Source organism: Pseudomonas arcuscaelestis (assembly GCF_016881005.1).
GTDB lineage: Bacteria > Pseudomonadota > Gammaproteobacteria > Pseudomonadales > Pseudomonadaceae > Aquipseudomonas > Aquipseudomonas arcuscaelestis.
The window spans coordinates 39,709-61,195 of record NZ_JACOPV010000025.1; the positions used below are offsets into that span (position 1 = coordinate 39,709).

Genomic DNA, 21,487 nt, shown 5'->3' on the forward strand with positions numbered 1-21,487 from the left:
ATACAATCGACCTCAATTTCCCTATCATGCAGAGAAATTTCCCATATTCGCTCAAGCCCCCTATGCTTGCGGGTGTGAGCAGCGTTCGTTGCCACCAAGCGCTCATCCGCCCCAGTGGGCACATGCGACTAATGACTCACTACAGAATATGTGTTCGGGGGAATTAATATCCGCCGAAAGCGTCTTTAATGAAGGAAAAGAGGAAGGCGCGCAGCGCATTCCCGGGCTTGTGCGGGCTCAGTCTGCAAAGCAAATTACGTTACCAAGGAGATATACATGCTGATACTCACCCGTAAGGTTGGCGAAAGCATCGTCATCAACGATGACATCAAAGTCACCATTCTGGGCGTTAAAGGTATGCAAGTGAGAATTGGCATCGACGCGCCTAAAGATGTTCAGGTGCACCGCGAGGAAATTTTCAAGCGCATTCAGGCCGGCAGCCCGGCACCAGAAAAAGGAGACAGTCACCACGAGTAATGCTCGCTGACCCAAGCCGCACGGATGCGCTTGACCCTCATCGCGTCAGCCTTGATGGCGGGCCCAATGGCCTTATGACGACTTGGGTGGGCGAAGCAATTGATTTACCGCGGCGATCAACTTGGGTATGTCGAAGGGCTTTTCGAATACGGCTGCAAACAGCTCTGGGCTATCCCACCCCTCATGAGCCTGGGCGCCACTGATCAATATCATCGGTAAATGCCGCAGCTGCTCGTTTTCGCGAATTTTCATTGCCAGGTCCTTACCATTGAGCCTGGGCATCATATAGTCGGTGATGACCAACTCGACACGGGTACGCTCCAGCGCTTGCAAAGCCTGTTCGCCGTCACCTGCCCTGATTACCTCGAAGCCCTCATCTTCCAGGAACATGCCTAGAATATCGGCGATCAAATACTCGTCGTCGACGACCAGAATCGTGCTCATGGTCGTGCAACCTGACGGCTCATTTGTCCGCCACCTGCACGGGTGTACCGGATAACACTGCCATTGCCTGGGTAAATGCCTTCTTCAGATCGATACCGTGATTGCTGATAGTCAACTCCAGCAGTGCTGGGTCGTAGCCGCTGTCGCGCACCTTGAGAATCGACAGCAAGCGCTTGAGCTGCGAATCGAATTCGACAAATCGCATCAACATGAGGTTATCGACAATACTCGACAGATCCGGTGCTGGGGCATTGATTTCCGAACCAAAAATATCTCGCATTTCCCAAGTTGCGATGACACTGACATCCAGTGCACGCAGCTCACCGGCCAGCGCCCGGAAAAATTCATTGAGGCGTTCGGGAGTGGTGGCCAGACGCGTGAAGGCTCCGAGGCTGTCGATCAACACCCGGCGGATTTTTTTCTCTCGAACCAGACGTAACAGGCGTGCGCCGACATCATCAAGAATACCCTCGGTGGTTGGCTGCCACGCAATATGCAACGCACCCTCTCGTTCCATCGCGGCAAAATCGTGCCCCAAGGCACCGGCTTTCAAACGCAGGCGCTGTGGTGTTTCGTAAAAACCAAAATGCAGCCCCGGCTCCTTGGTCGTGGCCGCGGCCAGGAAACTCAGCCCTAGGGAAGTTTTGCCAATTCCCGAGGGCCCCATCACTAGGGTTATGGAACTGCCTGGCAAGCCGCCGCCCAGCAGCTCATCGAGAACCTTGATGCCACTACCGACCCGAGTCAGCTCATTACTGCCCATACTGCTGGGATAGCTGTACAGCGCCTCCAAGCGCGGATAAACCTGTAGGCCATCGGCAGTAATTTCACACTCATGCAACCCCGACAATGCGCCGCTGCCACGGGTTTTGCGTACCTGGATACGGCGTACCGAACGACTGCTGAACAAGGTCTCGCCCAACTCGATGACGCCATCGACCATGGTGTGTTCCGGACTGCCGTCATCGAGCCGAGAACTGGTCAAAAACACTACCGAGCAACCGGCAAAGGCTGCGTGGCCTTGTAGGCCGGCAATGAACTTCTTGGTATCGAGAGAGGTTTCAGCTCGCGACCTTGCAGTCAGCAAGCCATCCACCACCAACAACGTAGCCTGGTGACGGCTTATTTCACCACGCAACAATTTGACGACTTGATCCAGCCCATCTCGTTCCAGCGTATCGAAGGCACTGACGAACTGAATCTGTTTACCCACCAGGCCGGGGTCGAAAAAACTCAAGGTCGAGAGGTACTGAAACAAGCGTTCGTGGGACTCGCTCAACAATGTCGCAACGAGCACTCGCCCCCCCTGACCGACATGATTAAACGCCAGTTGGTTGGCCAGGATGGTTTTTCCTGAGCCTGGAGGCCCTTGAATGATGTAGGAAGCGCCAACAATGAGCCCGCCCTTGAGCAGTGCGTCCAGCCCGTCGATTCCGCTAGCGAGGCGTTTAAGTTGTTCCACGATTCGCGTACCTGTTCAGTTCGACGTAACAATGACCGGCTGAAAAACCGGTAGATACAAAGTCATGCACGTGCCCTCTTCCGGCACACTGGCGACGGTCACGGCGCCGTTGCTCTGCTTGGCGAAACCGTAGACCTGACTCAACCCCAGGCCAGTCCCCTTGCCGAAGGCCTTGGTGGTGAAAAAAGGCTCGAAGATCCGCGGCAGCACACTGGGGATGATCCCCTTGCCATTATCAATGACGTCCAATTGCACGAACGCACCGTTCAGATTTTCGATTTCGCCCTCGAGCTGGCAGTTACGCCCCAACAAACGAATCACCCCATCGTTTTCTACTGCATCACGAGCGTTGAGAATCAAATTGAGCAAAACCATCTGCAGTTGCCCGCCGTCGACCTCGATGTGCTGCAGTTCTGGCTCCAACTGTATTTGCAGCTCGACATTTTCAGGCAACGCATGAGCGAGTAAGGTGCAAATCGACTCGATCACAACCGGCACCTGCACCTTGCCTGACTTGAGAACCTTGAAACGGGCAAAGCTGAGCAGCTGTTGAGTCATCTGCGTGCCGCGCTCACCTGCATCGAGAATATGCTCGAGCAAACGTTGGCTGCGTTGCGGGTCGCGGCTGGTCAGGGCCAGTTTTGCCGAACCGATAATGATGGTCAGCAAGTTGTTGAAGTCATGCGCCATGCCCCCGGTCAGCAGTCCGAGGGCTTCGAGTTTCTGCGCCTGAAACAGCTGCGCACGCATGGCATCGAGCTGCAAGGCAGCCTCGCGGCGGTCAGTGATGTCCCGGGTAATCTTTGCCAGCCCGATGATTTCGCCATCCGCGGAGCGGATCACATCCAACGCCGCCAGGGCCCAGAAGCGCGTGCCATCTTTGCGCACGCGCCAACCCTCATCCTGGGCGACACCCGTGCTAATGGCACGATCAAGCAGGAAGGCAGGCTTGCCATTGACACGATCTTCTTCGGTAAAAAACAGCGAAAAATGCTTGCCGATGATTTCCTGCGCACCCCAGCCCTTGATCCGCTGGGCACCTGCGTTCCATGACACAACCCGACCTTCCAGATCGAGCATATAGATGGCGTAATCCACCACCGTCTGCACCAGTTGTTCGTAGAGACTGGCCTGCATGGTGTGCAAATTCGAGTGATCAGAAGAACTCATAGCAACTCCACGCAAACCGCAGATGTATTCAAGCATAGACAGCCAACACTACGCGCAATTCCGGCAGCAGGGTATTTCTCCTTGAAAAGATAGCCACAGATTAAATTCGAAGGCTTGGAATCTGGTCGTCCATAGGCCTGTAAAGGCCGTGCTAGCGGCCTGGGTGCAGTTGACTCAAATATAACGATGAGTTATAAAGCTCGCCTGATTGTGGAGGAAATACATTTCCTCCAGGGCCTACGCCCCGGTTTCCGGACCCTGTCGAATTGTGCGAGTGTGGTGGAATTGGTATACACAGCAGACTTAAAATCTGCCGGCGTGAGCCTTGCGGGTTCGAGTCCCGCCACTCGCACCATCTTTTGAAAAGGCGCCTGCACGGCGCCTTTTTGCTATCTGCGCTACCGCTCCCCTGACGCAGAGGCGACAACCAACTGCTAAGGTAAAATGGCCCTATCACAAAGGAAGGCGGCCATGCGCTATACCCTGTTCGATAACCAGCGTGATGTAATCATTTTGCTGGCGCGTATCTTGTTGATGATTCTGTTCATCATGTCTGGCTGGAGCAAACTCACAGGCTTCGACGGTACGGTGAATTATTTGGCTTCCCTGGGTGCGCCCATGCCCGTCATCGCAGCAGCCGTTGCGGTGGTCATGGAGTTTTTCGTCGCTATTGTGCTGATCGTGGGTTTTTTCACTCGCCCATTGGCGTTTCTATTCGCTTTGTTCGTGCTGGGAACCGCATTGATCGGCCATCCATTCTGGAACATGGTCGATCCGGAGCGGGCAGCAAACAGCGTGCAGTTTTTCAAGAACTTGAGTATTTGTGGAGGCTTGCTGCTGCTGGCAGTGACCGGCGCGGGTAGATTCTCAGTAGACGGGCGTTAGCGCGACGCCCCTGATCTACAGATCGTCCAGGGGATCGACACCTTCGTCCCAATCAACTTCATCCAGGGCGTCGACGGGTTCGTCGTCCTGGGGGTCGAACAATGGATCAACTTCATCCTGATGATCAGGATCGCTTTCGTAGAACTCATGATCGAGCAAATGATCGTGCTCAGGCTCGTGTATATCCAGCTCGTCGTGCATCATCAGTTCCTGCAACTGTGCTTTGGGTAAAAAGGGATGTTTATATAAGCCAGGGGCTTGCAGTCGTCAACGCCAGGGGGGCGCTATGAAATACCTGCTGATTTTTATCATCAGTCACGCGGCAACCTACTATACCGTAGGCGCCATTATCGATTCTCGACTTCAGCATCTTGCCGAAGACCTGCGACACAATCCTTATGCCCCCTCCCAAGCCCAGTACCTGGAGGACGTGCGCCTGCACGCGCAGCATTCCAAGATTGAATACTGCGCAGTGCTGGGCACGCTACTGGCTGCACTGTTGTCACTGATAACATGGGTGATGACTTGAGTTACAACGTCATCCGGTACTCGAGTGAGCCGGCATTCTGCGCAACCCAGTCGTACAACTTCTGAGCCTGTTTGTTGCTATGTTGGGTATGCCAGTATAGCCGTCCACACTGCTGTTGACGGGCCAAAGCCTGCACCCACTCGATCAGCGCCTTGCCAACGCCCCCACCGCGCACTGAAGGCAGAACATATAAGTCTTCCAGGTAACAGAAGTCTGCCAAGGACCAGGTCGAACGGTGCAGTACCGCATGGACCAGCCCGACAACCTCGCCCGCCCTGACGGCCACCGCTGAGGCCATTGGCTCGTCAGGGTCGAGAAAGCGATTGAAGGTACGTTCTGTAAGGGCATCCTCGAAAGCCACCTCGTAGAAATCCTGATACGCAAGCCATACCCCTCGCCACTGTTCGTAATCGTCAGGGTTAACCGCTCTTATCATTATCGTACTGTGATCACTGTTCATTGCTCGTACACTCCGTGCTGATTGGGAATGCGGGCAATGTAAGGGCTGAGGCTGTCGGCAGTACCGACCAATTCGGCGACAAGTGGCAGGCCACTTGCTCATCCACTGCTGCGCTTGCTAGTGGCGCAGCAACGCTGCATTAGCCTGGCGAACCATGTCCAGCCATTCGCTAACGCTCACCGATCCCGAGCGCTCCAGGCGCTCGGCAGCCATTAATGCCTGATCGTAGGTAGCTTCCGGAAGCACATCTTCACCCAGGAAGCGGGCGCGCCATTGCAAAATCGCAACGGCCCCTTTTTTGTCATCCATTTCCATCCCCACGTAGCACTGATAAGGGCAACAAAACTGGGTTGCCGTCCAAGCGGCGGGGAGATTACACGACGGCCTCATTCTTGAGAATAGTTTGCATTACTGTAATGCGTGTCATTAAGACCAACGCTAACGCCCCCCTTCGTGAGCCCAAACCTGATGGACAAAAGCGCTTTCATACCTCTGGTCGCCTCGCTCGAAGCTTTGTTGCAGCGACTCAAAAGGATGACTAATAGTTAGATGTCTGCCTGGGGAGGCATAAAAAATGCAATCAAGATTCGTTATCGTTCCGGCAGTGCCGATAGAGCAGGAATCCTTCCGCGCCGGCACTCGTTTCTACGCCACGACCGTACCTGGTGGATTTGATATCTATGACAACCAGGAAAAAATCAGGTTGAAACCCAGCTATAACGGCAAGGAGGAAGCAATGATCCATTGCGCTCGCCTAAACGCGGAGGACAGCTCAATCCCGATTGTCCGCCCGGCCTACCTGCTGCCAAGTTAGCCAGAAGCACTAAAGCGCCGCCGATCCAGCGGCGCCTAGGTGCCGACAATCAACGGCAAAAATTCGCAGGACGTGCAAGAACGAATGTGTATAATGCCGCCCGGCAATGCAACTGATATTTGTTTGCATTGACGCCTTGCGAATATGCTGAAAATTTGCCCGATCTATGGCCTAATTGCCGCGAATTTTCTTACATAACCCGTTTTCAACTTGAATCCGGTCAAAGACGCTCAACATTGTATGACTTCCACCAAAATCACTTTCCCTCTAAGCGGCCTGCTTGCATCGAGCATAGCTCCATCAAGGACGATCTCATGAACGCTCTCCAACTCGTGATGTCAGGAATTCTCATTCCTTCCTGTGCACTGGCAGCCGATGCCGTGCAGCTCTCCCCTTGGGCACAGGAACCTACCTCCTTCATGGGCGTAGATCTGCAGGGAGACTTTTTGAAAGACGTGGAAGAATGTCCAGCCGCAACCGTTACAACTCAAACGTTGTGCCGCATAAGTACCGATACACCTGACCAGTACCTGATCCAGGGCGCGAGCTCCCGCCGTGTGCTGCTCGGTTATCAACTTGTTGCCCAGCTTTCCAACGGCAAAATCGAAAAACTGGTTTTTTCCGGCCCTTCGAATAGCAGTGCCCTGGTTGCCGAAATGCTTCGTACCGATTACGGCCCACCGTCACACAGCAAAACCAATCTGGTCAAAACCCGTTCGGGCACCATGTTCGATAACGAAGTGCTTCTGTGGAAAGGTCAGAAACTGTCCATCGAATCGCAGCGTAACGACAACGACCTGAGCACCTACAACGTTATGTTCACCAATGCACCCGTTTCGATCAGCAACGTGCAGGATGCAGAGCAACCGTCTGATAATGGCGTTTCACAGATTTAAATCCATGCAAAGCCTTTACAGCCAAGCTTGCATCCGATGTTTGTATCACCTGCTGCCAGGCTTACCGATACACCGGATGGGCGGACACAACCCCCAGGGAGAAGCCCGCATCAGCGGGCCTTATATCGCCATCAAGGCCTACATCGAACCGGTGATTCTGTCGTCTATAGAAGCGCGATCCGCTGCAACCTGACGGGCCCGACCTACCCCCCAGGCCAAGGCCCTGGTCATCGACTCGCCAGGGCGCGAATCAAAAGCCTCCTCATGCAATGCCATGCCGGAAGCTGCATACACACCAATAAACATCTGCGTTGTACCGGTACGCGACAACCTCACCTGCACCTCGATGTAAGTACCGTCATCAAGGGTTTCATCATGGGTTCGACTGTGAAGCGTAGGGTCTGCCCACGTCCAGAAAACGTCTCCGCGTGTTCTCATACAGCCCTCCTGCAACCGTCTGTTAAGCGAGTGGCAAATACCAAGATAGCCAACGTGTCGCGATGTTCAAGGTCAACAAGCAGCATCCACAGCGCAGCCAGACAATCGGCCAATAAAAGGATGCAGATCATTTTAACGTTCACAGAAAGGCCCAGCGCAGGGCCGGGCCTCCAAGCTGCTGCAGCGCGCTCCACCCCGGCGCCCGGTTATCTTTCATTGAGAGTTCAACAGCTCACCGCGGTATGCTGGTAGTGCCTTTTCAACCACCCTTTATGTTCTTGAGCACACGTAGGCTGCATCTAGAAGCTTTCCATGGTCATACCAGGCATCTCGCTGATAAGCAGCGTACTGATGTTGGTTGCCTGCACCATAAACCTCAACAAGGCCTGAGGCTTGGTTTGGGTCAGTACTATCAACGAACAGCTTGAGCGTATTGTCTCCCTTCTGCACGTAAGTGCTTGAACTGCCTCCAAGCTCCTCTTGAACACATCCTAAATAATCTGGCTGGCCTTTCGCGATGCTCCCAGAAATCTGGTCATGTCCAATACGGACATCCGGGTTGTGTGCACAACCGGACAGTAAAACAATGACAACAAACGACGATATCACTCCATGGGCGGCCGTCCTTAAGCTTTTCATGCGGCACCTCCGACCCCCAACAAAAACTAATGGATAGCTCGGATGATATAAGCCCTTTCTAATTGTAAGACACTGCTGGATAACGAAATATCATTGCGCTTCTAAATGATAGTTCGTTGATAACAGCGCCATATTCAAGTTAGCTATATTTTTCCTTGGCAACCGAATCACAGAGCAGTCAGCCTATTGGGTGAGGCGCTGTTAACGCAAACAACAGGCTTGCACCCGACCAGCAACTTCAAAATTGGCCACGCAACGTCAGCATGTAGTTGCGCGGCGCTCCATAGTAGTTACCGTACTCCGCCGTGTTGACGGTCTCGAAGTATTTGCGATCGAACAGGTTGTTGCCATTGAGCGCGACGGTCCAGTGTTCATCCAACTGGTATTCCACCATCGTGTCCCATACGGCGTAGCCGCCCTGGCTGAAGTCGAATGGGGTTGTACTGTAGGGATTGCCCTTGCTGTCCAGGCGGTAGGATTCACCACTGACAAAATTGGCGCTTTGCGCTGTTACACCTCCCCCGACTTTCCACTGGGACATCCTGTCAGGCAAGGTATAGACCGCCCAGAGCTTGGCCAGATGTTTAGGCGTCACACTGCTGAACGCCTTGCTGGTCTCTCGGTTTCGTGTATTGGTGTAGGTATAGCCGCCCATTACCATCAGACCGGGTAGCAGTTCACCGCTGGCCTCCAGGTCGACACCCTTGCTGACCACCTCCCCTTGCGGCAAATAACAGCAACTGCCACCGTATAGTACCGACTGCCCTGTGTGAGCTGGGTCCAATACCGCCTCGTGCTCGCGCTGGGTGTAAAACAGCGCTGCAGATACGTTCAGAGAACTGTTGAACAACTCACCTTTCAAGCCCGTTTCATAGGTTTTACCCACCATGGGTTCTACTGTCTTGCCGGACGTGACAGGCCCCTCGCGACGCTGAGCCTGGGGTTTGAATATCTCCGAGTAGCTTGCATATGCCGACCACTGCTCATCCAGGGCGTAGACCAGCCCGCCGAACGGTACCATCTTGGTGGGCTCGCGATAGTCGATTCCAGGTTGGGCCTCCCACGCGCCAGTTTTGGCGTTTACCGTCTGGTACTTCTGCTCATATTTGTAGCGCTGAGCGCGGGCACCAACGATTAGTTGCAGCGGGTCAGTCAGCTGCAGGCGCAGCGTCGAGTACAACCCGTACTGCTTGCGGGTGTTCGGGCTGTAGTCACGGGTCAAGTCATCGCCAATTGCATCGGGGCCCAGCGGCGTGGCATTCGGATTGTAGACATCTATGGGAATGATATCGGTCATGCCCCCAGTCGCACGCCAGCGACTTGTGACCTTTTGCGCATCGGCACCAACCAACAACTCATGCTCACGACCGAAGGCCGAGAACGTGCCGGAAACGTTTGCATCGAACAGCGACTGCTCGCTCCACGACTTGATGAAGCTGCCACCCCACGTGGCGCCTTGCATCGTCTCTGGATCCGGCGCCCCCCAAAGAAACGCGCTTTTGGCCTCGGTCTTGTCATAGGTATTGGTGAAACTGACGTTAAGCTTCCACGTCTCGCCCAAGTCCTGATCGTACTTGACGAACCACTCCTGCGAAGCGTTATCGCTGTACGCCCAGTTCGGGGTGTACCACGTGCTCCGCCCTAGTTTGAGATCCTTGCCGGTGCTGTAGCGTGGCAGACCGTCTCCGGTACCGTTTTCATGGATCCGCTCATAACGCCCGCCGACGGTCACCCGGGCGCTATCGGTAAGGTCAGCTTCGAGTACCGCGTAGATAAATGGCTTATCGGTGCTGCGGTTGTCATAAAAGTACTGGCGATCGGTGTAAGCCGTCACCACACGCCCACGCAGGCGACCATCGAAAGCGATTGGACCGGTGACATCGATTTCGCTGCGGTAGTTGTCCCAGGAGCCGGCGGAGGTGTTTATTTTCAGTTGGTTGTAATCTAACGGGCGCTTTCGCACAGCGTTGATGATGCCACCGGGATCGCCGGTTCCACCAAACAGCCCAGATGCCCCACGCAAAATCTCTATGTGGTCGAACTCGGCCATATCGTAGGTTTTATTGGCGTAGAACGTGCCAATACCCGAACCGATGTCCATGGGCGAGGCGCCATCGATCTGAATGTTGTCGATGGGGAAACCGCGCGATAAAAACTGCGGCAATCGGTAATTCGAATTTTTCACCGTGATGCCAGGCGCGCGCTTAAGGGCATCGCTCAGATCAACCATGCGCAAATCTTCGATTAACTGTTGGCTGACCACCGACACACTCTGCGGCGTATTTTTCAAGCTTGTCGGCGTCTTCGAACCGGCGCTGACCAAACCCGTCGTGTATGAACCCGAGTTCTCGGTTGCCTGGCCCATCCCCTGCCCGCTGATCATGGTGTTATCGAGTTCCAGCGCAGCGCCGGCATTCATCAACTGATACAGCATCCAATTGCCAGCAGCAGTGCGGCTAGCGGCAAGACCAGAACCACTGAGCAGAATCTCAAGACCTTGCGCAACCGCGTACTCACCTCGCAGCGCAGGCGCGCGCTTGCCCTGGACCATCCCGGGATTGAACGGCAAATTTATCCCTGCAGTCTGGGCAAAGGCGTTGAGCGACTGTTCAAGCGTACCGGCCGGCAGATCATAGCGATGTACTTGGGCCTGCTCGGCATAGGCTGGCGGAATGAACAGGGTCATGGCTGTGGTGCTAGTGAACAGCACCCCGCGCAGCGCGAGCGCAAGACGGGTTCGAGGCAAATGGGGAGGTTGGGAGGTAGCAGATGACATGAAACGCGAGCTCCTTTCGGTTGGCGAGTGGTTTTTCTTATTTGCCGAAGAGCTCAGAAAAACCCGCAATGCCATACCGCATTTTTCAGCTCACACTTAACGTGCAACCACCCTCCTCCACAGCGAGGTGAAGCGCTCGATCCGAACCGGCAGGGAGTCGCCGAGGGCATTGAGCGCCCGATCGATGTCATCAAGCTGGAAGACTCCCGACACCTCGACATTGGCGATCTGCCGGTCACAGCTGATCCAGCCACGCTGATAGCGCGCAAACTCGGCGACCAAGTCGCGCATGCGCATACGGCTGGCGACCAACTGGCCCCTGGTCCAGGCGCTGGCATCCATGTCGGTAGCCGTCACTTTGCTCAGTCCGTTGGCTGTAATCACATATTCCTCGCCCGCCTCAACGCGTTGCCGCTGCACGGAGTGATGGATGACCACCGCATGTTCCTCAACCCTAAGGCGGGTCTGGTCTTGCTCCTGGCGCACGGCAAACGCGGTGCCGAGCGCCTCTAAACTTGCCTGAGGGGTCTGAACCCAAAAGCCACGTAGCCCCCCAGGGGCACCATCGTCCGCACCAGTGTCGATAAATATCTCGCCACGCTGAAGCGTGAACACGCGCTTGTGTTGACTGAAGGCTACATCGACCGCACTGGAAGTATTGATCTGCAGCCGAGTGCCGTCAGCGAGTTTAAAGCTGCGCCGCTCGCCGACTTGAGTGGTGTAATCCGAGTTCCAGGGAGCAAGCGCTCCCCTATGCACCTCCCAACCCATGCCTCCCATTACCAGACCGCCGCCGACGACCTGCAGCAACCGACGGCGACCAATGCGTCCGCGTTGCATACGCTCAAGGGTATCCAAAGCGACACCGCTGCTGGCACCTGAGAGCGTTGCAAGGCCATGAAACGCGGATTCACTGGCTTGCAAGGCTTGCCAGGCGGCCTCATGAACAGGCCGCGCCTGTCGCCACTGCAAGCACCCCTGACGTACGCGATCATCGGCGTCGCCTGACTGCAGCCGAACCTTCCAGGCAATCGCCTGATCGAGAACCTCGCCAGGCAACTCCGGACGACCATCTGCGCTCATAGCGTTGCGAGGTAGCAGTGGCGGATGGCCTTTGCCATATACCCTTCCACCGATCTCAAACTCACCCCCAGATGTATGGCTATCTCTTTGTAGCCCAGCCCTTCCAGTCGCGAAAGCAGAAACGCGGAGCGCACTTTAGGCGGCAAACCGTCGAGCAATGCATCGATCCTGGTGAGGGTTTCCAGCAGGATAAATTGAGTCTCGGGTGATGGTGTTTCGGCATCAGGTAAACCGGCAACAGCGTCGAGGTAGGCCCGTTCAACGCGCTGGCGACGAGCACGGTCGATCATCAAAGCCCGTGCAACAGTACTTAGCCACGCCCTAGGCTGGCGCAAATCCTGTAGCCGTTCAGGTTTGCCCAATATGTTCACAAAGGTGTCTTGAGCCAGATCGGCAGCGTTATCTCCCTGACGCAGCCGCGTGCGTAACCAGCCAACCAACCAAGCGTGATGATCGAGGTAAAGCATCTGGATATCAGCCTGCGCTGACGGTGAGACAGGCTGTGAAGACACGAGAAATCCCTACTTGATATAGCAGTGCATTTGCGAATTTATCGCATTCTATACAGCACTGATCTCGAATGACAAGCGCCCCCCTGTATTGAAAAGGCTTGATCCGACTTCCTCATTGCCTTGTGCCAAGCCCTGTGTGCGCCCTCAAGCTGAACATTCGTTTGAACTTTGCCAGGCAGCTCGGCTTCCTCTCTAAAGATGCCCAAAAATCCATTTTGAGGAGTACAGCCCATGCGAGCATTGACCTACCACGGTGCACACGATGTCAGGGTGGAAACCGTTGCCGACCCCGCGCTCCAAGAGCCAGACGACATCATCCTTCGAGTGACCGCTACCGCAATCTGTGGATCGGACCTGCACCTGTATCGAGGCAAGATCCCGTCTACCGAACATGGCGACATCTTCGGCCATGAGTTCATGGGAATAGTGGAGGACACTGGCAGTGCCGTGATCGAATTGCACCGCGGTGATCGGGTGGTTATTCCTTTCGTCATTGCCTGCGGCAGCTGCTTTTTTTGTCAACATGAGCTGTTTGCCGCCTGTGAAACCACCAATACGGGACGCGGCTCGATTATCAATAAGAAGAGTATCCCGCCAGGTGCGGCGTTGTTTGGCTACAGCCATCTGTACGGCGGTATTCCTGGCGGCCAGGCTGAATTAGTAAGGGTACCAAAAGCCAATGTCGGACCGTTCAAGGTGCCCGCAGCACTGACCGACGATAAAGTGTTGTTTCTCTCGGATATCCTTCCGACCGCTTGGCAGGCGGTACTCAACGCCGAAATTGGCCAAGGTTCCTCGCTTGCCATCTATGGCGCCGGCCCCGTTGGCCTACTCAGCGCCGCATGCGCGAAGATGCTTGGCGCACAGACGATTTTCATGGTCGATGACAACGATTATCGACTCGCCTATGCCCGCGACACCTATGGCGTCATTGCCATCAACTTTGAACAAGACGACGATCCCGCCGATACCATCATTCGCCAGACACCGGGAATGCGTGGCGTCGATGCGGTAATCGACGCAGTGGGCTTTGAAGCCAAGGGCAGCACGACCGAAACCGTCCTCGCGGCCCTGAAGATCGAAGGCAGTAGCGGCAAAGCGCTGCGCCAGAGTATCGCCGCCGTTCGCCGCGGCGGTGTGGTCAGCGTGCCAGGCGTTTATGCGGGGTTTATTCATGCCTTCATGTTCGGCGATGCCTTCGACAAGGGCCTGACGTTCAAGATGGGCCAGACCCATGTGCAAAAATATCTGCCGACGTTACTGGAACACATTGAAGCTGGCCGCTTGCAACCAGAACTGATCGTCACCCATCGGTTAGCGTTGGAGGAAGCAGCCCAAGGCTACAAGATGTTCGATAAAAAAGAGGATGAATGTCGCAAGGTCATTCTTGTTCCAGGCGCTGGGCGTGGAGCCTAGAGCGCTTGAACATTCCATGGCTTCGCTTAGCGGTACTAGCCACTCTTGCGATAATGAGTGCTCCACGAGTGCGAACAGACCTTGCTGATTGCAATATGGGAAAAGCGTATCGGGCAGCTTGCACGATGCAAGTCGCCACTACGCTTGCTCAACTTACTGATTCTCAACGATTAATTATTATCAACCGGTGGGCACAAATGCTGCGTGGGTCTTAGGGTTGTTTAATCGGCATCGGCACCTTCGTTGATGCGAATCGAATCCCGAGGAGACGATGATGAACGCCATCGAGTTGTTGAAAGAAGACCACAAACGTGTGAAGTCGATTCTTGAAGCGCTGAGTGAATCAACCGAGCGCGGTATCAAAAAGCGCACTGACTTGCTTGCCAAGCTGGAAATGGAAGTCGCGATCCATACCCAGCTGGAAGAGCAAATCTTGTATCCCGCTTTCAAAGCCGCCGGGAGCAGAGAAGAAGATGTCATGTACTTTGAAGCCAAGGAGGAGCACCGTACTGTCGACTCATTGGTGCTGCCGGACCTGCAGCAGACTGATCCGGGCACACCCGAATTTGCCGGGCGCGTGAAGGTCGTCAAGGAACTCCTCGAGCATCACATCGAAGAAGAGGAGAAAGAAATGTTTCCTAAAGCCAAGAAGATACTCGGCAAGGCAAAACTCGATGAAATCGGAATGCAGATGGAAGCGATGAAAGCTGAGCTCAAGAAGTCCATGTCTGGGATTGCAGTCGGGGCCTGAACTGTCTTTCTCGATAAGCCCGCGTAAGCGGGCTTATTGTTGATAGCGGGGTAACCTTTACGACGTCAGCCTTTACTGTGCTCGGGTGAACTCGGCCCCGTGCCGGGTTTGATTCCGCGAGGGCCGAACAGCGCCCAGACAATCAGCCCCAGAACGGGGAAAATAACGATGCCTAGAAACCACAGGACTTTAACGCCATCTGACTTATCACTACGGAAAACGCTGATGATCGCCCACAGATCGACGAGCACGATGATTGCTGCAACGAATATCCCGAAATAGATAACGACATCTGCCATGGCTGCTTCTCCCTGGGATTGATATAGGGTTGGCAGCGCGTTATCCGAGGCGTTCAAATTTTCGACTTCTGTTTAACGGCCACCAAACCACGTATGCTCTCGACCAGGTCATTGAGCTGCGCAACCACCCGGCCACCCACGTCACTACCACTGCCAGCCATGGCCTTGTTACGCATGAAGTCGCGCTTGATCTGTGCCCAGCGCTCAGCCTGCTCGGGCGTCTGGTTGCCGCGCAGCTCGGCAAGCTTAAGCAGGTTTTCCTCAGCACCCGTGGTGAGCAGTTGCGATTCGCCCTGGTAGTGATCAGCGATCAGTTGCAACAGTTCGGCGTCGTTCATGGCTGAGCTGATTTTCTCCGCCATCTTGTTCATATTGCGATAGCTGCCCTGCAGCTTGAACGCCGGCTCGCAGCGGTAGCTATCGGCCTGCGCAGCGCTGACGATGTACTGCTGGTTGACCCGACCGACCACATCGCGAACCTGCATCAGACGCTGTAGGGTCGCACTGATTTCGTTGATCTCGGCGGCGCTGTAGGTGTGCGATAGCTCGCTCACTGAGAAGGGTTTTCCCTCAGCCTTGGCCACAAGACAATAGACATCGGCCATGTCGCGAGTGGCCAGTGGTGCCAATACAGGGTTGGAGGTCAGGGCGTTCTCGATATAGCTTAAGTCGAAGGATTCCTGCATTCCGCCCAAAGTGTCGCCGAGGTTGTAGATATCGGCACGGTTGGCAAGCATGTCGGGAATTTTGAACACGTCACCGGACTCGGTGTAGGGGTTGCCCGACATCACCACGCAAAACTTTTTGCCGCGCATGTCGTAGGTCTTGGTCCTGTCTTTCCACACACCCTCAATACGCCGTGTTCCGTCACACAGCGAGATGAATTTCTGCAGGAACTCCGGGTGGGTGTGCTGAATGTCGTCGACGTAGAGCATCACGTTATTGCCCATTTCCAGCGCCAGATTGAGTTTTTCCAACTCCTGACGTGAGGTGGCGTCGGGCGCCTGCGCCGGATCCACCGAACGCACCTCGTGGCCCAGCGCCGGGCCATTGATTTTCATGAAAATCAGGCCCAGGCGATGGGCAACGTATTCCATCAGCGTGGTCTTGCCATAACCGGGCGGCGAGATAAGCATCAACAGCCCCATAAGGTCAGTGCGTTTGCTCTCGCCAGCGGTGCCCATCTGCTTGCTCAGATTATCGCCGATATAACCCAGATACACATCATTGATCAGTTTGTTGCGTACGAACGACGACAACGGCCGCGGCTTGAACTCGGCCAGGCGCAGGGCCTGACGCTCGCGGTTGATCACTTCCTGGCGCAGCGCCTGATAGCGCTGCAGTTGCGGCACGAATTCGTTGCGGTGCTGTTGCAGGCGAACGAAGTAGTCATCGATAGCCAGCACCAGCGCACCGCCCTGCACACACGGATGCTCACCGAGCAGACCGCCGACGCCCAAACGCAGATCGACCTCGGTGAAGCGACGCGGGAATTTATCGTCCAGCAGGCTGATGGCGACGGCTTCGGGAATGTACTCGGCCAGTGCTGCAAGCGCCTCGTCCTTGGCGCAAAGACCCTCGAGCCAGGATTGCACCAGCGACCAACGTTGCAGCGTGCGGCCACGCAAGTTGTCCAGCGCCTCGCGATAGTCGGCCCACATATGGCTGGCCTGCAGGCGCCGCTGCAGACATTCGAGCAATTGCCGGGCGTATTTGCTGAACGTGAATTCGATCGACTTGGCCGCCAGTTCCTCAACCAGGTAGGCCGCCGCGGCCTGGCGCTGTGCCAGGCCAATCGGGAGCGGATGCTGACCAAGGAACCCCAGCATTGCTGCACCGATTTCTTCCTGCAGCCGCAGCACGCCATCGCTGCTGCCAAACAGCTCGCGCAGCTGCAGGCTGCTGCGGGCACGCTCTGGCCACAGCTCGGCCTCGATGTCCTCACCCCAGCGGTTCCAGAACAGCGCGGCAAAGCCTCTCGCCGCGGGTGTGTATCGCAGCAGGCCGGCGCTTTCGCGCAACACCAGCAGCTGAGTAAGAATCAGCGCCGCATCGTGGTCGTGGATGCCTTTCTCGTAGGCATCCTTGTAACGCGGCGCGGCGAAATCGCGGATCAGCCGAATCAGGGCATCGGGCTGTGCCAAATGCGTCTTGAGCAAATCGAGACTAAGTCCTTCGCGCCCACCCAGGGCAGCGTCCAGCACCAACCCTGCCAGATACTCGCCGCGGTACAGCGATGGCGACTCCGACTCCAGCGACACTTGCCAGTAGTCACGCAAGCTCTCCAGGGTTTCATCGCGCAACCGTTCGAGGAAGTCGGTTCCGGTCAGGTGCAGGTACCAAACCTTGGCACTCGGCGACCTGAGCACTACTCGCCTGCTGCGCTTGGGCGACCAGGGAACACCCATGGCCCTGCACTTGAAGCTGCAAGGCTGTGTGCGTAGCGACGGCGGTCGACGTGATAGCCAGCATGGCACCCTGGTTTGGAGCTCGATCGAGCCGGTGGTTGAACTCATCTTCAACGCGGTATCCGACCCCGACACACCTGAACTGATTAAAGTAGTCGGCGCCGAGGGTTTCGGCCTACGTCTGCTCGATGTTCAGGGCAACGACGTACGATTAGGCCGGGTCGCCCCCGCATGGTTCGTCTCGCCCGGCGCCAGCCAGCTGACCTATTACATCCGACCTGAGCGCACCGCGGCGTTTCTGCGCCCAGGCGCCTTCCGGGCCAGCCTAAATGTGAACCTGGCGTATGACTAAGCCCACTGTAATGACTGTCGCACGTCTCGCATTGCTGGCACTGCTGCTTGGCTATGCATCCTTGGCACCTGCTGCAGAGCAGCAGATCCTAACGATCAAAGGTGTTATCTATGCAGCGATTCCTTGCGTCATCAATAAAAATGCACCGATCAGCGCACCGTTTGGCGATGTGCAGACTGCCCGCATCGATGGTAATTACAAAACCATCACCCTGGAGTACACCCTCGACTGTACCCGCTCGGTGACCAATGAACTACGGATGCAGGTTCGCGGTAATCAAAGTTTCGACCCCGCGCTACTGATGGTGCCGGGCTACGACAGCCTTGCCATCGCCCTTAAAATGAACGGCTACCGGTTTGTGCTCAATACCTGGGCTGACTTCGACGCCAACAAAAAACCGGTGCTGCAAGCGGTGCTAGTCAAACGAGAAAACAGGGAAGTCGAAGCCGGCGCATTCAAGGCCAGCGCAACGTTGGTGGTGGACTATCGATGAACATCCTGCATCGCACATTAACAATACTGTCCATGACCGCTCTGCCCCTGTCATGCGTTGAAGCGGACAACATACAGTTCACTGGTAACCTGCAAGCCCCGCCCGGTTGCACCGTCAGCGACAAGAACGGGCGAATTGATGTGCGGTTCCAGAGCAATATCGCTGTCAATCGCATTGACGGCGATCGCTACCGCCAATCGATTCCATACCAAATCGAATGCCCGGGGGCGTCCGGTACTGGCGTCAACTGGCACATGCGCTTAACCCTCAAAGGTGACTACGCACATTTCGATCCTGCTGCACTAAAAACCTCGGAGAATGACCTCGGCATTAAGGTGCTACTCGGCGGGACCCCGCTGATTCCCAATCAACCTCGCGAGATCGATGTCAACGCATCTACACCCCCTGTGCTGGAAGCCGTGCCGGTAAAGCTCACTGGTGCGGCGTTGCCTAGCACCCACTTCACCGCTTCGGCGCTACTGATGGCCGAACTCTATTAGGAGGACCTATGGGCAAGTGGGCCGTGACCCTGATCGGTTGGTTAGCCGCCAGCTTGTGGTGGCCGCCAGTATATGCGGCAGAAGACAACCTGTACTTCTCCGGCACGTTGGTGAACGAGCCTTGCGTACTGGCCGAGGAGGACAACTTAATCAAACTGGACTTTAACAACGTGGTGAATAAGGAACTTTACCTTAACGGCAGAACCAAAGGTCTCCCCATCAAGCTGCGTCTGAAAAATTGCGATCTTGACGTTGGCAGTCACAGCGTGAATATCACCTTCAGCGGTGACGAAAGCAGCGAACCACCGGGCTTTTTGGTGCTGCAAAGCGCCACGGTGAAGGGCCTGATGGTCGGGCTGGAGACGACGACTGGCACTGCCCTGCCGTTAAACCAAACCCACTCGATGGGCGAGTTGACCAGTGGAAACACCACGCTCAATTTCAATGCTTATCTGCAAGGCGAACCTGAGGTATTAGCCAGTCGCACGCTCGGCGAGGGTGAATTCGCAGCGGCCCTGACCTTCGCCCTCAGTTACGAGTAATTACCCATAAGCTGTTCTGTTTAACGCGGCGCTGGCCAGGTCACGGGTTTTGTAGATGCGCTTACGTATCCGTTCTTTCTTCAAACTGCTGAAGAACGATTCGGCCACGGCATTGACGCTCCTATGTCAACAACGGGCTGCTGACTCGGTCACCCAAGCCTTGTTGGGAGCATCAACTTTCCGGGGTCAGTCCAAAGGCAGCGGAGTGCCGTCTTCTACCAGGGGTCGACTATAGAAAAAAGGCATAACGCGCGACCCCAAGCTGTACGCATGTACAGTTAACATTCTGAACGCTCCGTAGTCAGTTTGCTAAAGCGAAATATCTGACAGGCGAGATGACAGTCCTGATGACCAGGCACCTTCTGATCAACCTGCTAGGCTGAACCGTACCTTGCGAGGGCTCTTCCTGGAGGGCTTTTGATGCGCAACCTTTCCGGCGTATTCAAAGATGGATGGTTAGGGATCACAACCTGGCACAAGCGCTCTTGTTATTTGACCCTCTCTGCTGTGTTGATGTCAGCGAATGCCAATGGGCAAGACGTTATCTGGATCGGGAAACCTGCGGTCCGAGACTACATAGCCTTCAACGTGCACAAGGCCGTCGAGCAATATGCCGAGCTGGGTCAGCAGATAGCGCAGTTCGAGCTACAGATCGAAGAAGCTCGAGGTGCGTACTTTGATGCTTCCACTGGCGATCGCGAGGCCGCTGGAGACAAATTTGGAGAGATACTCTTTCAGAAAGATATGCTGATTGCCTGGCCGCGAGTGGCTGGCAATGACGGCTCAGCGAGCTTAATGGCCAACCTCAATGCGCTCGCAAACAATGGTCGCCCACCCGATGGCGGCATTCCTCCGAGCGCCAGGGCGGCCTTCAGCAACTGGGTCAACGCGTTGAGATTCAAGACCGGCGGCGGTCTGGGAATGACGCCCGATCCGATACAGGCCGCGGCCGCCCTCCAAGATGGCTCCAGCCTGAAAGAGTACGAAATATACCGACGCCTAAGAGACCAGGCGGAATGGGATGAGTGGGAGTCTGGGCGCAATGGAGGGTTGCGCAAGTTACTCGTAAGTCATGTGGTAATCCCACGTACCTACTTCGGTGAAAACCCGATGAAAAGAGGGTTCGACCACCAAATAACCCAGCTCGAAAATAGCATCCTGCAGTGTGAGTACACAGGTCGCCAAGTGGCCGGAACCGTATTCCACTTCTGGGAAGAAAAACCACCCGAAAATATCGCAACATTGATAGCAATGAACCCACGTGCTTTCGTGGGGTTGGCCGATCACGCGGTAAAGGAATGCCCTCCAGACAGCCTACAAGCAAGCGCACTCGCCTCGGCGCCAATGAACGTGACCATCACCCCCCAGATGGTCAGAGAGTCCTCGATGAAAAGTCGTTTCGCCCCTCCCGCTCCAGACCCCGCCCGAGATGAGCAGAACGCCCGCGCGCAACAACAAGTCAATGAGCGACTGGCCAAGGAAAAAGACAGACGAACAAAGTTACAAGAGTGCGCAGAAGCACTACGGGTAAGCTCAATTGCTGCGCGCCAGACAAAAGACAAGGTGGCCCTGAAGGAAGCGCGGGATCGGCATCGCGAATGCAACATGGCCGTACGTCAGTCTTACTAACTTGATCAATCGCTACATATCTATCCGCACAAAACTAAAACCCCGGAGAGGTTAGTCTGCGGGACTTTCAATCACAAAGGACGAAGTCGGAATCGAACCGGCGTAGACAGATAAAGTGTAGCCGCCGAAACGGGATTAACTTCTAAAATTGCTACCTTGTCAAATAGTTGGCAACGCAAATACGGCTGCCGTAGGCTGCGAAAATTTGGCAAAATGGCTGTCGTGCAGCTTGGTAAATAATTGCACTGAAATGGATTAGGGCGGAGAGACCGTGAGCACAGAAAATCCGGAAAAAGCACCAGGCCGAGCACTCCCTGTTGTGGTAAACAGCGTCGACTTGACGAGGATCGGCTGTGCAGGATTTTCTGACGCTGGAATATTAACTCGGCGGCCTCAAGGAGCAAGTGCAACAGTCAGTTAAAAAATCGGAGCGTGCTAATTACGAAATTGAACGAGATACCGCCTCCGAAGCATCGCGATCGTTTGGCGTCTGAGCGAACCGAGCCATCCCG

24 protein-coding genes, 1 tRNA gene and 1 pseudogene are annotated in these 21,487 nt (G+C 55.4%); 13 read left to right on the forward strand and 13 right to left on the reverse strand.

What is annotated here, in order from left to right; genetic code table 11:
- Positions 1-276: 276 nt before the first annotated feature.
- The gene (csrA, locus tag H8F21_RS27725) at positions 277-477 is read left to right on the forward strand and encodes a carbon storage regulator CsrA (protein WP_136476935.1); all 201 of its coding nucleotides are present in this window, start codon (positions 277-279) and stop codon (positions 475-477) included.
- 72 nt (positions 478-549) lie between these two features.
- Here csrA and H8F21_RS27730 read toward each other — a convergent pair whose 3' ends face one another.
- Genes H8F21_RS27730 through H8F21_RS27740 form a run of 3 tightly spaced genes read right to left on the reverse strand, consistent with a single transcriptional unit; the run spans position 550 to position 3,553 of the window.
- The gene (locus H8F21_RS27730) at positions 550-921 is read right to left on the reverse strand and encodes a response regulator (RefSeq protein WP_203481287.1); all 372 of its coding nucleotides are present in this window, start codon (positions 919-921) and stop codon (positions 550-552) included.
- Positions 922-940: 19 nt separating this feature from the next.
- The gene (locus H8F21_RS27735) at positions 941-2,386 is read right to left on the reverse strand and encodes an ATPase domain-containing protein (protein WP_203481353.1); all 1,446 of its coding nucleotides are present in this window, start codon (positions 2,384-2,386) and stop codon (positions 941-943) included.
- Between the two features lie 12 nt (positions 2,387-2,398).
- The gene (locus H8F21_RS27740; protein ID WP_236043253.1) at positions 2,399-3,553 is read right to left on the reverse strand and encodes a two-component system sensor histidine kinase NtrB; all 1,155 of its coding nucleotides are present in this window, start codon (positions 3,551-3,553) and stop codon (positions 2,399-2,401) included.
- A gap of 270 nt (positions 3,554-3,823) precedes the next feature.
- On the opposite strand from H8F21_RS27740, the gene H8F21_RS27745 reads away from it, so the two are divergent.
- Together H8F21_RS27745 and H8F21_RS27750 are read left to right on the forward strand one after the other, a co-directional pair.
- A tRNA-Leu gene (locus H8F21_RS27745) sits at positions 3,824-3,908 on the forward strand.
- A 116-nt stretch (positions 3,909-4,024) separates the two neighbouring features.
- Entirely contained in the window at positions 4,025-4,438 is a 414-nt protein-coding gene (locus tag H8F21_RS27750) for a DoxX family protein (RefSeq protein WP_203481285.1), read from the forward strand.
- Between the two features lie 15 nt (positions 4,439-4,453).
- Here H8F21_RS27750 and H8F21_RS27755 read toward each other — a convergent pair whose 3' ends face one another.
- Positions 4,454-4,639: a hypothetical protein gene (locus H8F21_RS27755; RefSeq protein WP_203481283.1), complete on the reverse strand. Its 186-nt coding sequence runs from the start codon at positions 4,637-4,639 to the stop codon at positions 4,454-4,456.
- 85 nt (positions 4,640-4,724) lie between these two features.
- Here H8F21_RS27755 and H8F21_RS27760 point away from each other — a divergent pair, with 85 nt between their 5' ends.
- The gene (locus H8F21_RS27760) at positions 4,725-4,967 is read left to right on the forward strand and encodes a hypothetical protein (RefSeq protein WP_203481281.1); all 243 of its coding nucleotides are present in this window, start codon (positions 4,725-4,727) and stop codon (positions 4,965-4,967) included.
- A 1-nt stretch (position 4,968) separates the two neighbouring features.
- Here the strand turns inward: H8F21_RS27760 and H8F21_RS27765 are convergent, their stop codons facing one another.
- On the reverse strand, positions 4,969-5,427 hold the full coding sequence (locus H8F21_RS27765) for a GNAT family N-acetyltransferase (protein WP_203481280.1): 459 nt from the start codon (positions 5,425-5,427) through the stop codon (positions 4,969-4,971).
- 117 nt (positions 5,428-5,544) lie between these two features.
- The gene (locus H8F21_RS27770) at positions 5,545-5,736 is read right to left on the reverse strand and encodes a hypothetical protein (protein WP_203481279.1); all 192 of its coding nucleotides are present in this window, start codon (positions 5,734-5,736) and stop codon (positions 5,545-5,547) included.
- A 265-nt stretch (positions 5,737-6,001) separates the two neighbouring features.
- On the opposite strand from H8F21_RS27770, the gene H8F21_RS27775 reads away from it, so the two are divergent.
- Both H8F21_RS27775 and H8F21_RS27780 read left to right on the forward strand, forming a co-directional pair.
- Positions 6,002-6,241: a hypothetical protein gene (locus H8F21_RS27775; protein ID WP_203481278.1), complete on the forward strand. Its 240-nt coding sequence runs from the start codon at positions 6,002-6,004 to the stop codon at positions 6,239-6,241.
- 314 nt (positions 6,242-6,555) lie between these two features.
- Positions 6,556-7,137 carry a hypothetical protein gene (locus H8F21_RS27780; protein ID WP_203481277.1) on the forward strand — a complete coding sequence of 194 codons (582 nt, stop codon included), beginning with the start codon at positions 6,556-6,558 and terminating at the stop codon, positions 7,135-7,137.
- A gap of 138 nt (positions 7,138-7,275) precedes the next feature.
- Here the strand turns inward: H8F21_RS27780 and H8F21_RS27785 are convergent, their stop codons facing one another.
- The 5 genes from H8F21_RS27785 to H8F21_RS27805 form a co-directional block, all read right to left on the reverse strand.
- Positions 7,276-7,575 (reverse strand): hypothetical protein, encoded by a 300-nt coding sequence (locus H8F21_RS27785; protein WP_203481275.1) that lies wholly within the window; start codon positions 7,573-7,575, stop codon positions 7,276-7,278.
- A 270-nt stretch (positions 7,576-7,845) separates the two neighbouring features.
- Positions 7,846-8,214 carry a hypothetical protein gene (locus tag H8F21_RS27790; protein ID WP_203481273.1) on the reverse strand — a complete coding sequence of 123 codons (369 nt, stop codon included), beginning with the start codon at positions 8,212-8,214 and terminating at the stop codon, positions 7,846-7,848.
- A gap of 238 nt (positions 8,215-8,452) precedes the next feature.
- Positions 8,453-10,990 carry a TonB-dependent siderophore receptor gene (locus H8F21_RS27795; protein WP_203481271.1) on the reverse strand — a complete coding sequence of 846 codons (2,538 nt, stop codon included), beginning with the start codon at positions 10,988-10,990 and terminating at the stop codon, positions 8,453-8,455.
- A gap of 96 nt (positions 10,991-11,086) precedes the next feature.
- Positions 11,087-12,073, reverse strand: coding sequence for a FecR domain-containing protein (locus tag H8F21_RS27800; protein ID WP_203481269.1), 987 nt, complete (start codon positions 12,071-12,073; stop codon positions 11,087-11,089).
- Complete coding sequence (locus tag H8F21_RS27805) at positions 12,070-12,540, reverse strand: sigma-70 family RNA polymerase sigma factor (protein WP_203481267.1); 471 nt, start codon at positions 12,538-12,540, stop codon at positions 12,070-12,072. Before H8F21_RS27805 ends, H8F21_RS27800 begins: the two co-directional genes overlap by 4 nt.
- A 276-nt stretch (positions 12,541-12,816) precedes the next feature.
- Here H8F21_RS27805 and H8F21_RS27810 point away from each other — a divergent pair, with 276 nt between their 5' ends.
- Together H8F21_RS27810 and H8F21_RS27815 are read left to right on the forward strand one after the other, a co-directional pair.
- On the forward strand, positions 12,817-14,001 hold the full coding sequence (locus H8F21_RS27810; RefSeq protein WP_203481265.1) for a zinc-dependent alcohol dehydrogenase: 1,185 nt from the start codon (positions 12,817-12,819) through the stop codon (positions 13,999-14,001).
- 274 nt (positions 14,002-14,275) lie between these two features.
- Entirely contained in the window at positions 14,276-14,752 is a 477-nt protein-coding gene (locus tag H8F21_RS27815) for a hemerythrin domain-containing protein (RefSeq protein WP_203481263.1), read from the forward strand.
- 65 nt (positions 14,753-14,817) lie between these two features.
- Here H8F21_RS27815 and H8F21_RS27820 read toward each other — a convergent pair whose 3' ends face one another.
- Positions 14,818-15,051 carry a PLD nuclease N-terminal domain-containing protein gene (locus H8F21_RS27820; protein WP_203481254.1) on the reverse strand — a complete coding sequence of 78 codons (234 nt, stop codon included), beginning with the start codon at positions 15,049-15,051 and terminating at the stop codon, positions 14,818-14,820.
- Between the two features lie 68 nt (positions 15,052-15,119).
- Positions 15,120-17,393, reverse strand: a pseudogene (locus H8F21_RS27825) (AAA family ATPase); the annotation flags it as partial.
- A gap of 64 nt (positions 17,394-17,457) precedes the next feature.
- On the opposite strand from H8F21_RS27825, the gene H8F21_RS27830 reads away from it, so the two are divergent.
- The 5 genes from H8F21_RS27830 (at position 17,458) to H8F21_RS27850 (ending at position 20,975) form a co-directional block, all read left to right on the forward strand.
- A complete protein-coding gene (locus H8F21_RS27830) occupies positions 17,458-17,811 on the forward strand; it encodes a fimbrial protein (protein WP_203481251.1) in 354 nt (117 codons plus the stop codon).
- Positions 17,804-18,304, forward strand: coding sequence for a fimbrial protein (locus tag H8F21_RS27835; RefSeq protein ID WP_203481249.1), 501 nt, complete (start codon positions 17,804-17,806; stop codon positions 18,302-18,304). Before H8F21_RS27830 ends, H8F21_RS27835 begins: the two co-directional genes overlap by 8 nt.
- The gene (locus H8F21_RS27840) at positions 18,301-18,804 is read left to right on the forward strand and encodes a fimbrial protein (RefSeq protein ID WP_136476965.1); all 504 of its coding nucleotides are present in this window, start codon (positions 18,301-18,303) and stop codon (positions 18,802-18,804) included. Before H8F21_RS27835 ends, H8F21_RS27840 begins: the two co-directional genes overlap by 4 nt.
- A gap of 8 nt (positions 18,805-18,812) precedes the next feature.
- On the forward strand, positions 18,813-19,346 hold the full coding sequence (locus H8F21_RS27845; RefSeq protein ID WP_203481247.1) for a fimbrial protein: 534 nt from the start codon (positions 18,813-18,815) through the stop codon (positions 19,344-19,346).
- 420 nt (positions 19,347-19,766) lie between these two features.
- Positions 19,767-20,975, forward strand: coding sequence for a hypothetical protein (locus H8F21_RS27850; protein WP_203585725.1), 1,209 nt, complete (start codon positions 19,767-19,769; stop codon positions 20,973-20,975).
- The last annotated feature ends 512 nt before the right edge of the window (positions 20,976-21,487 follow it).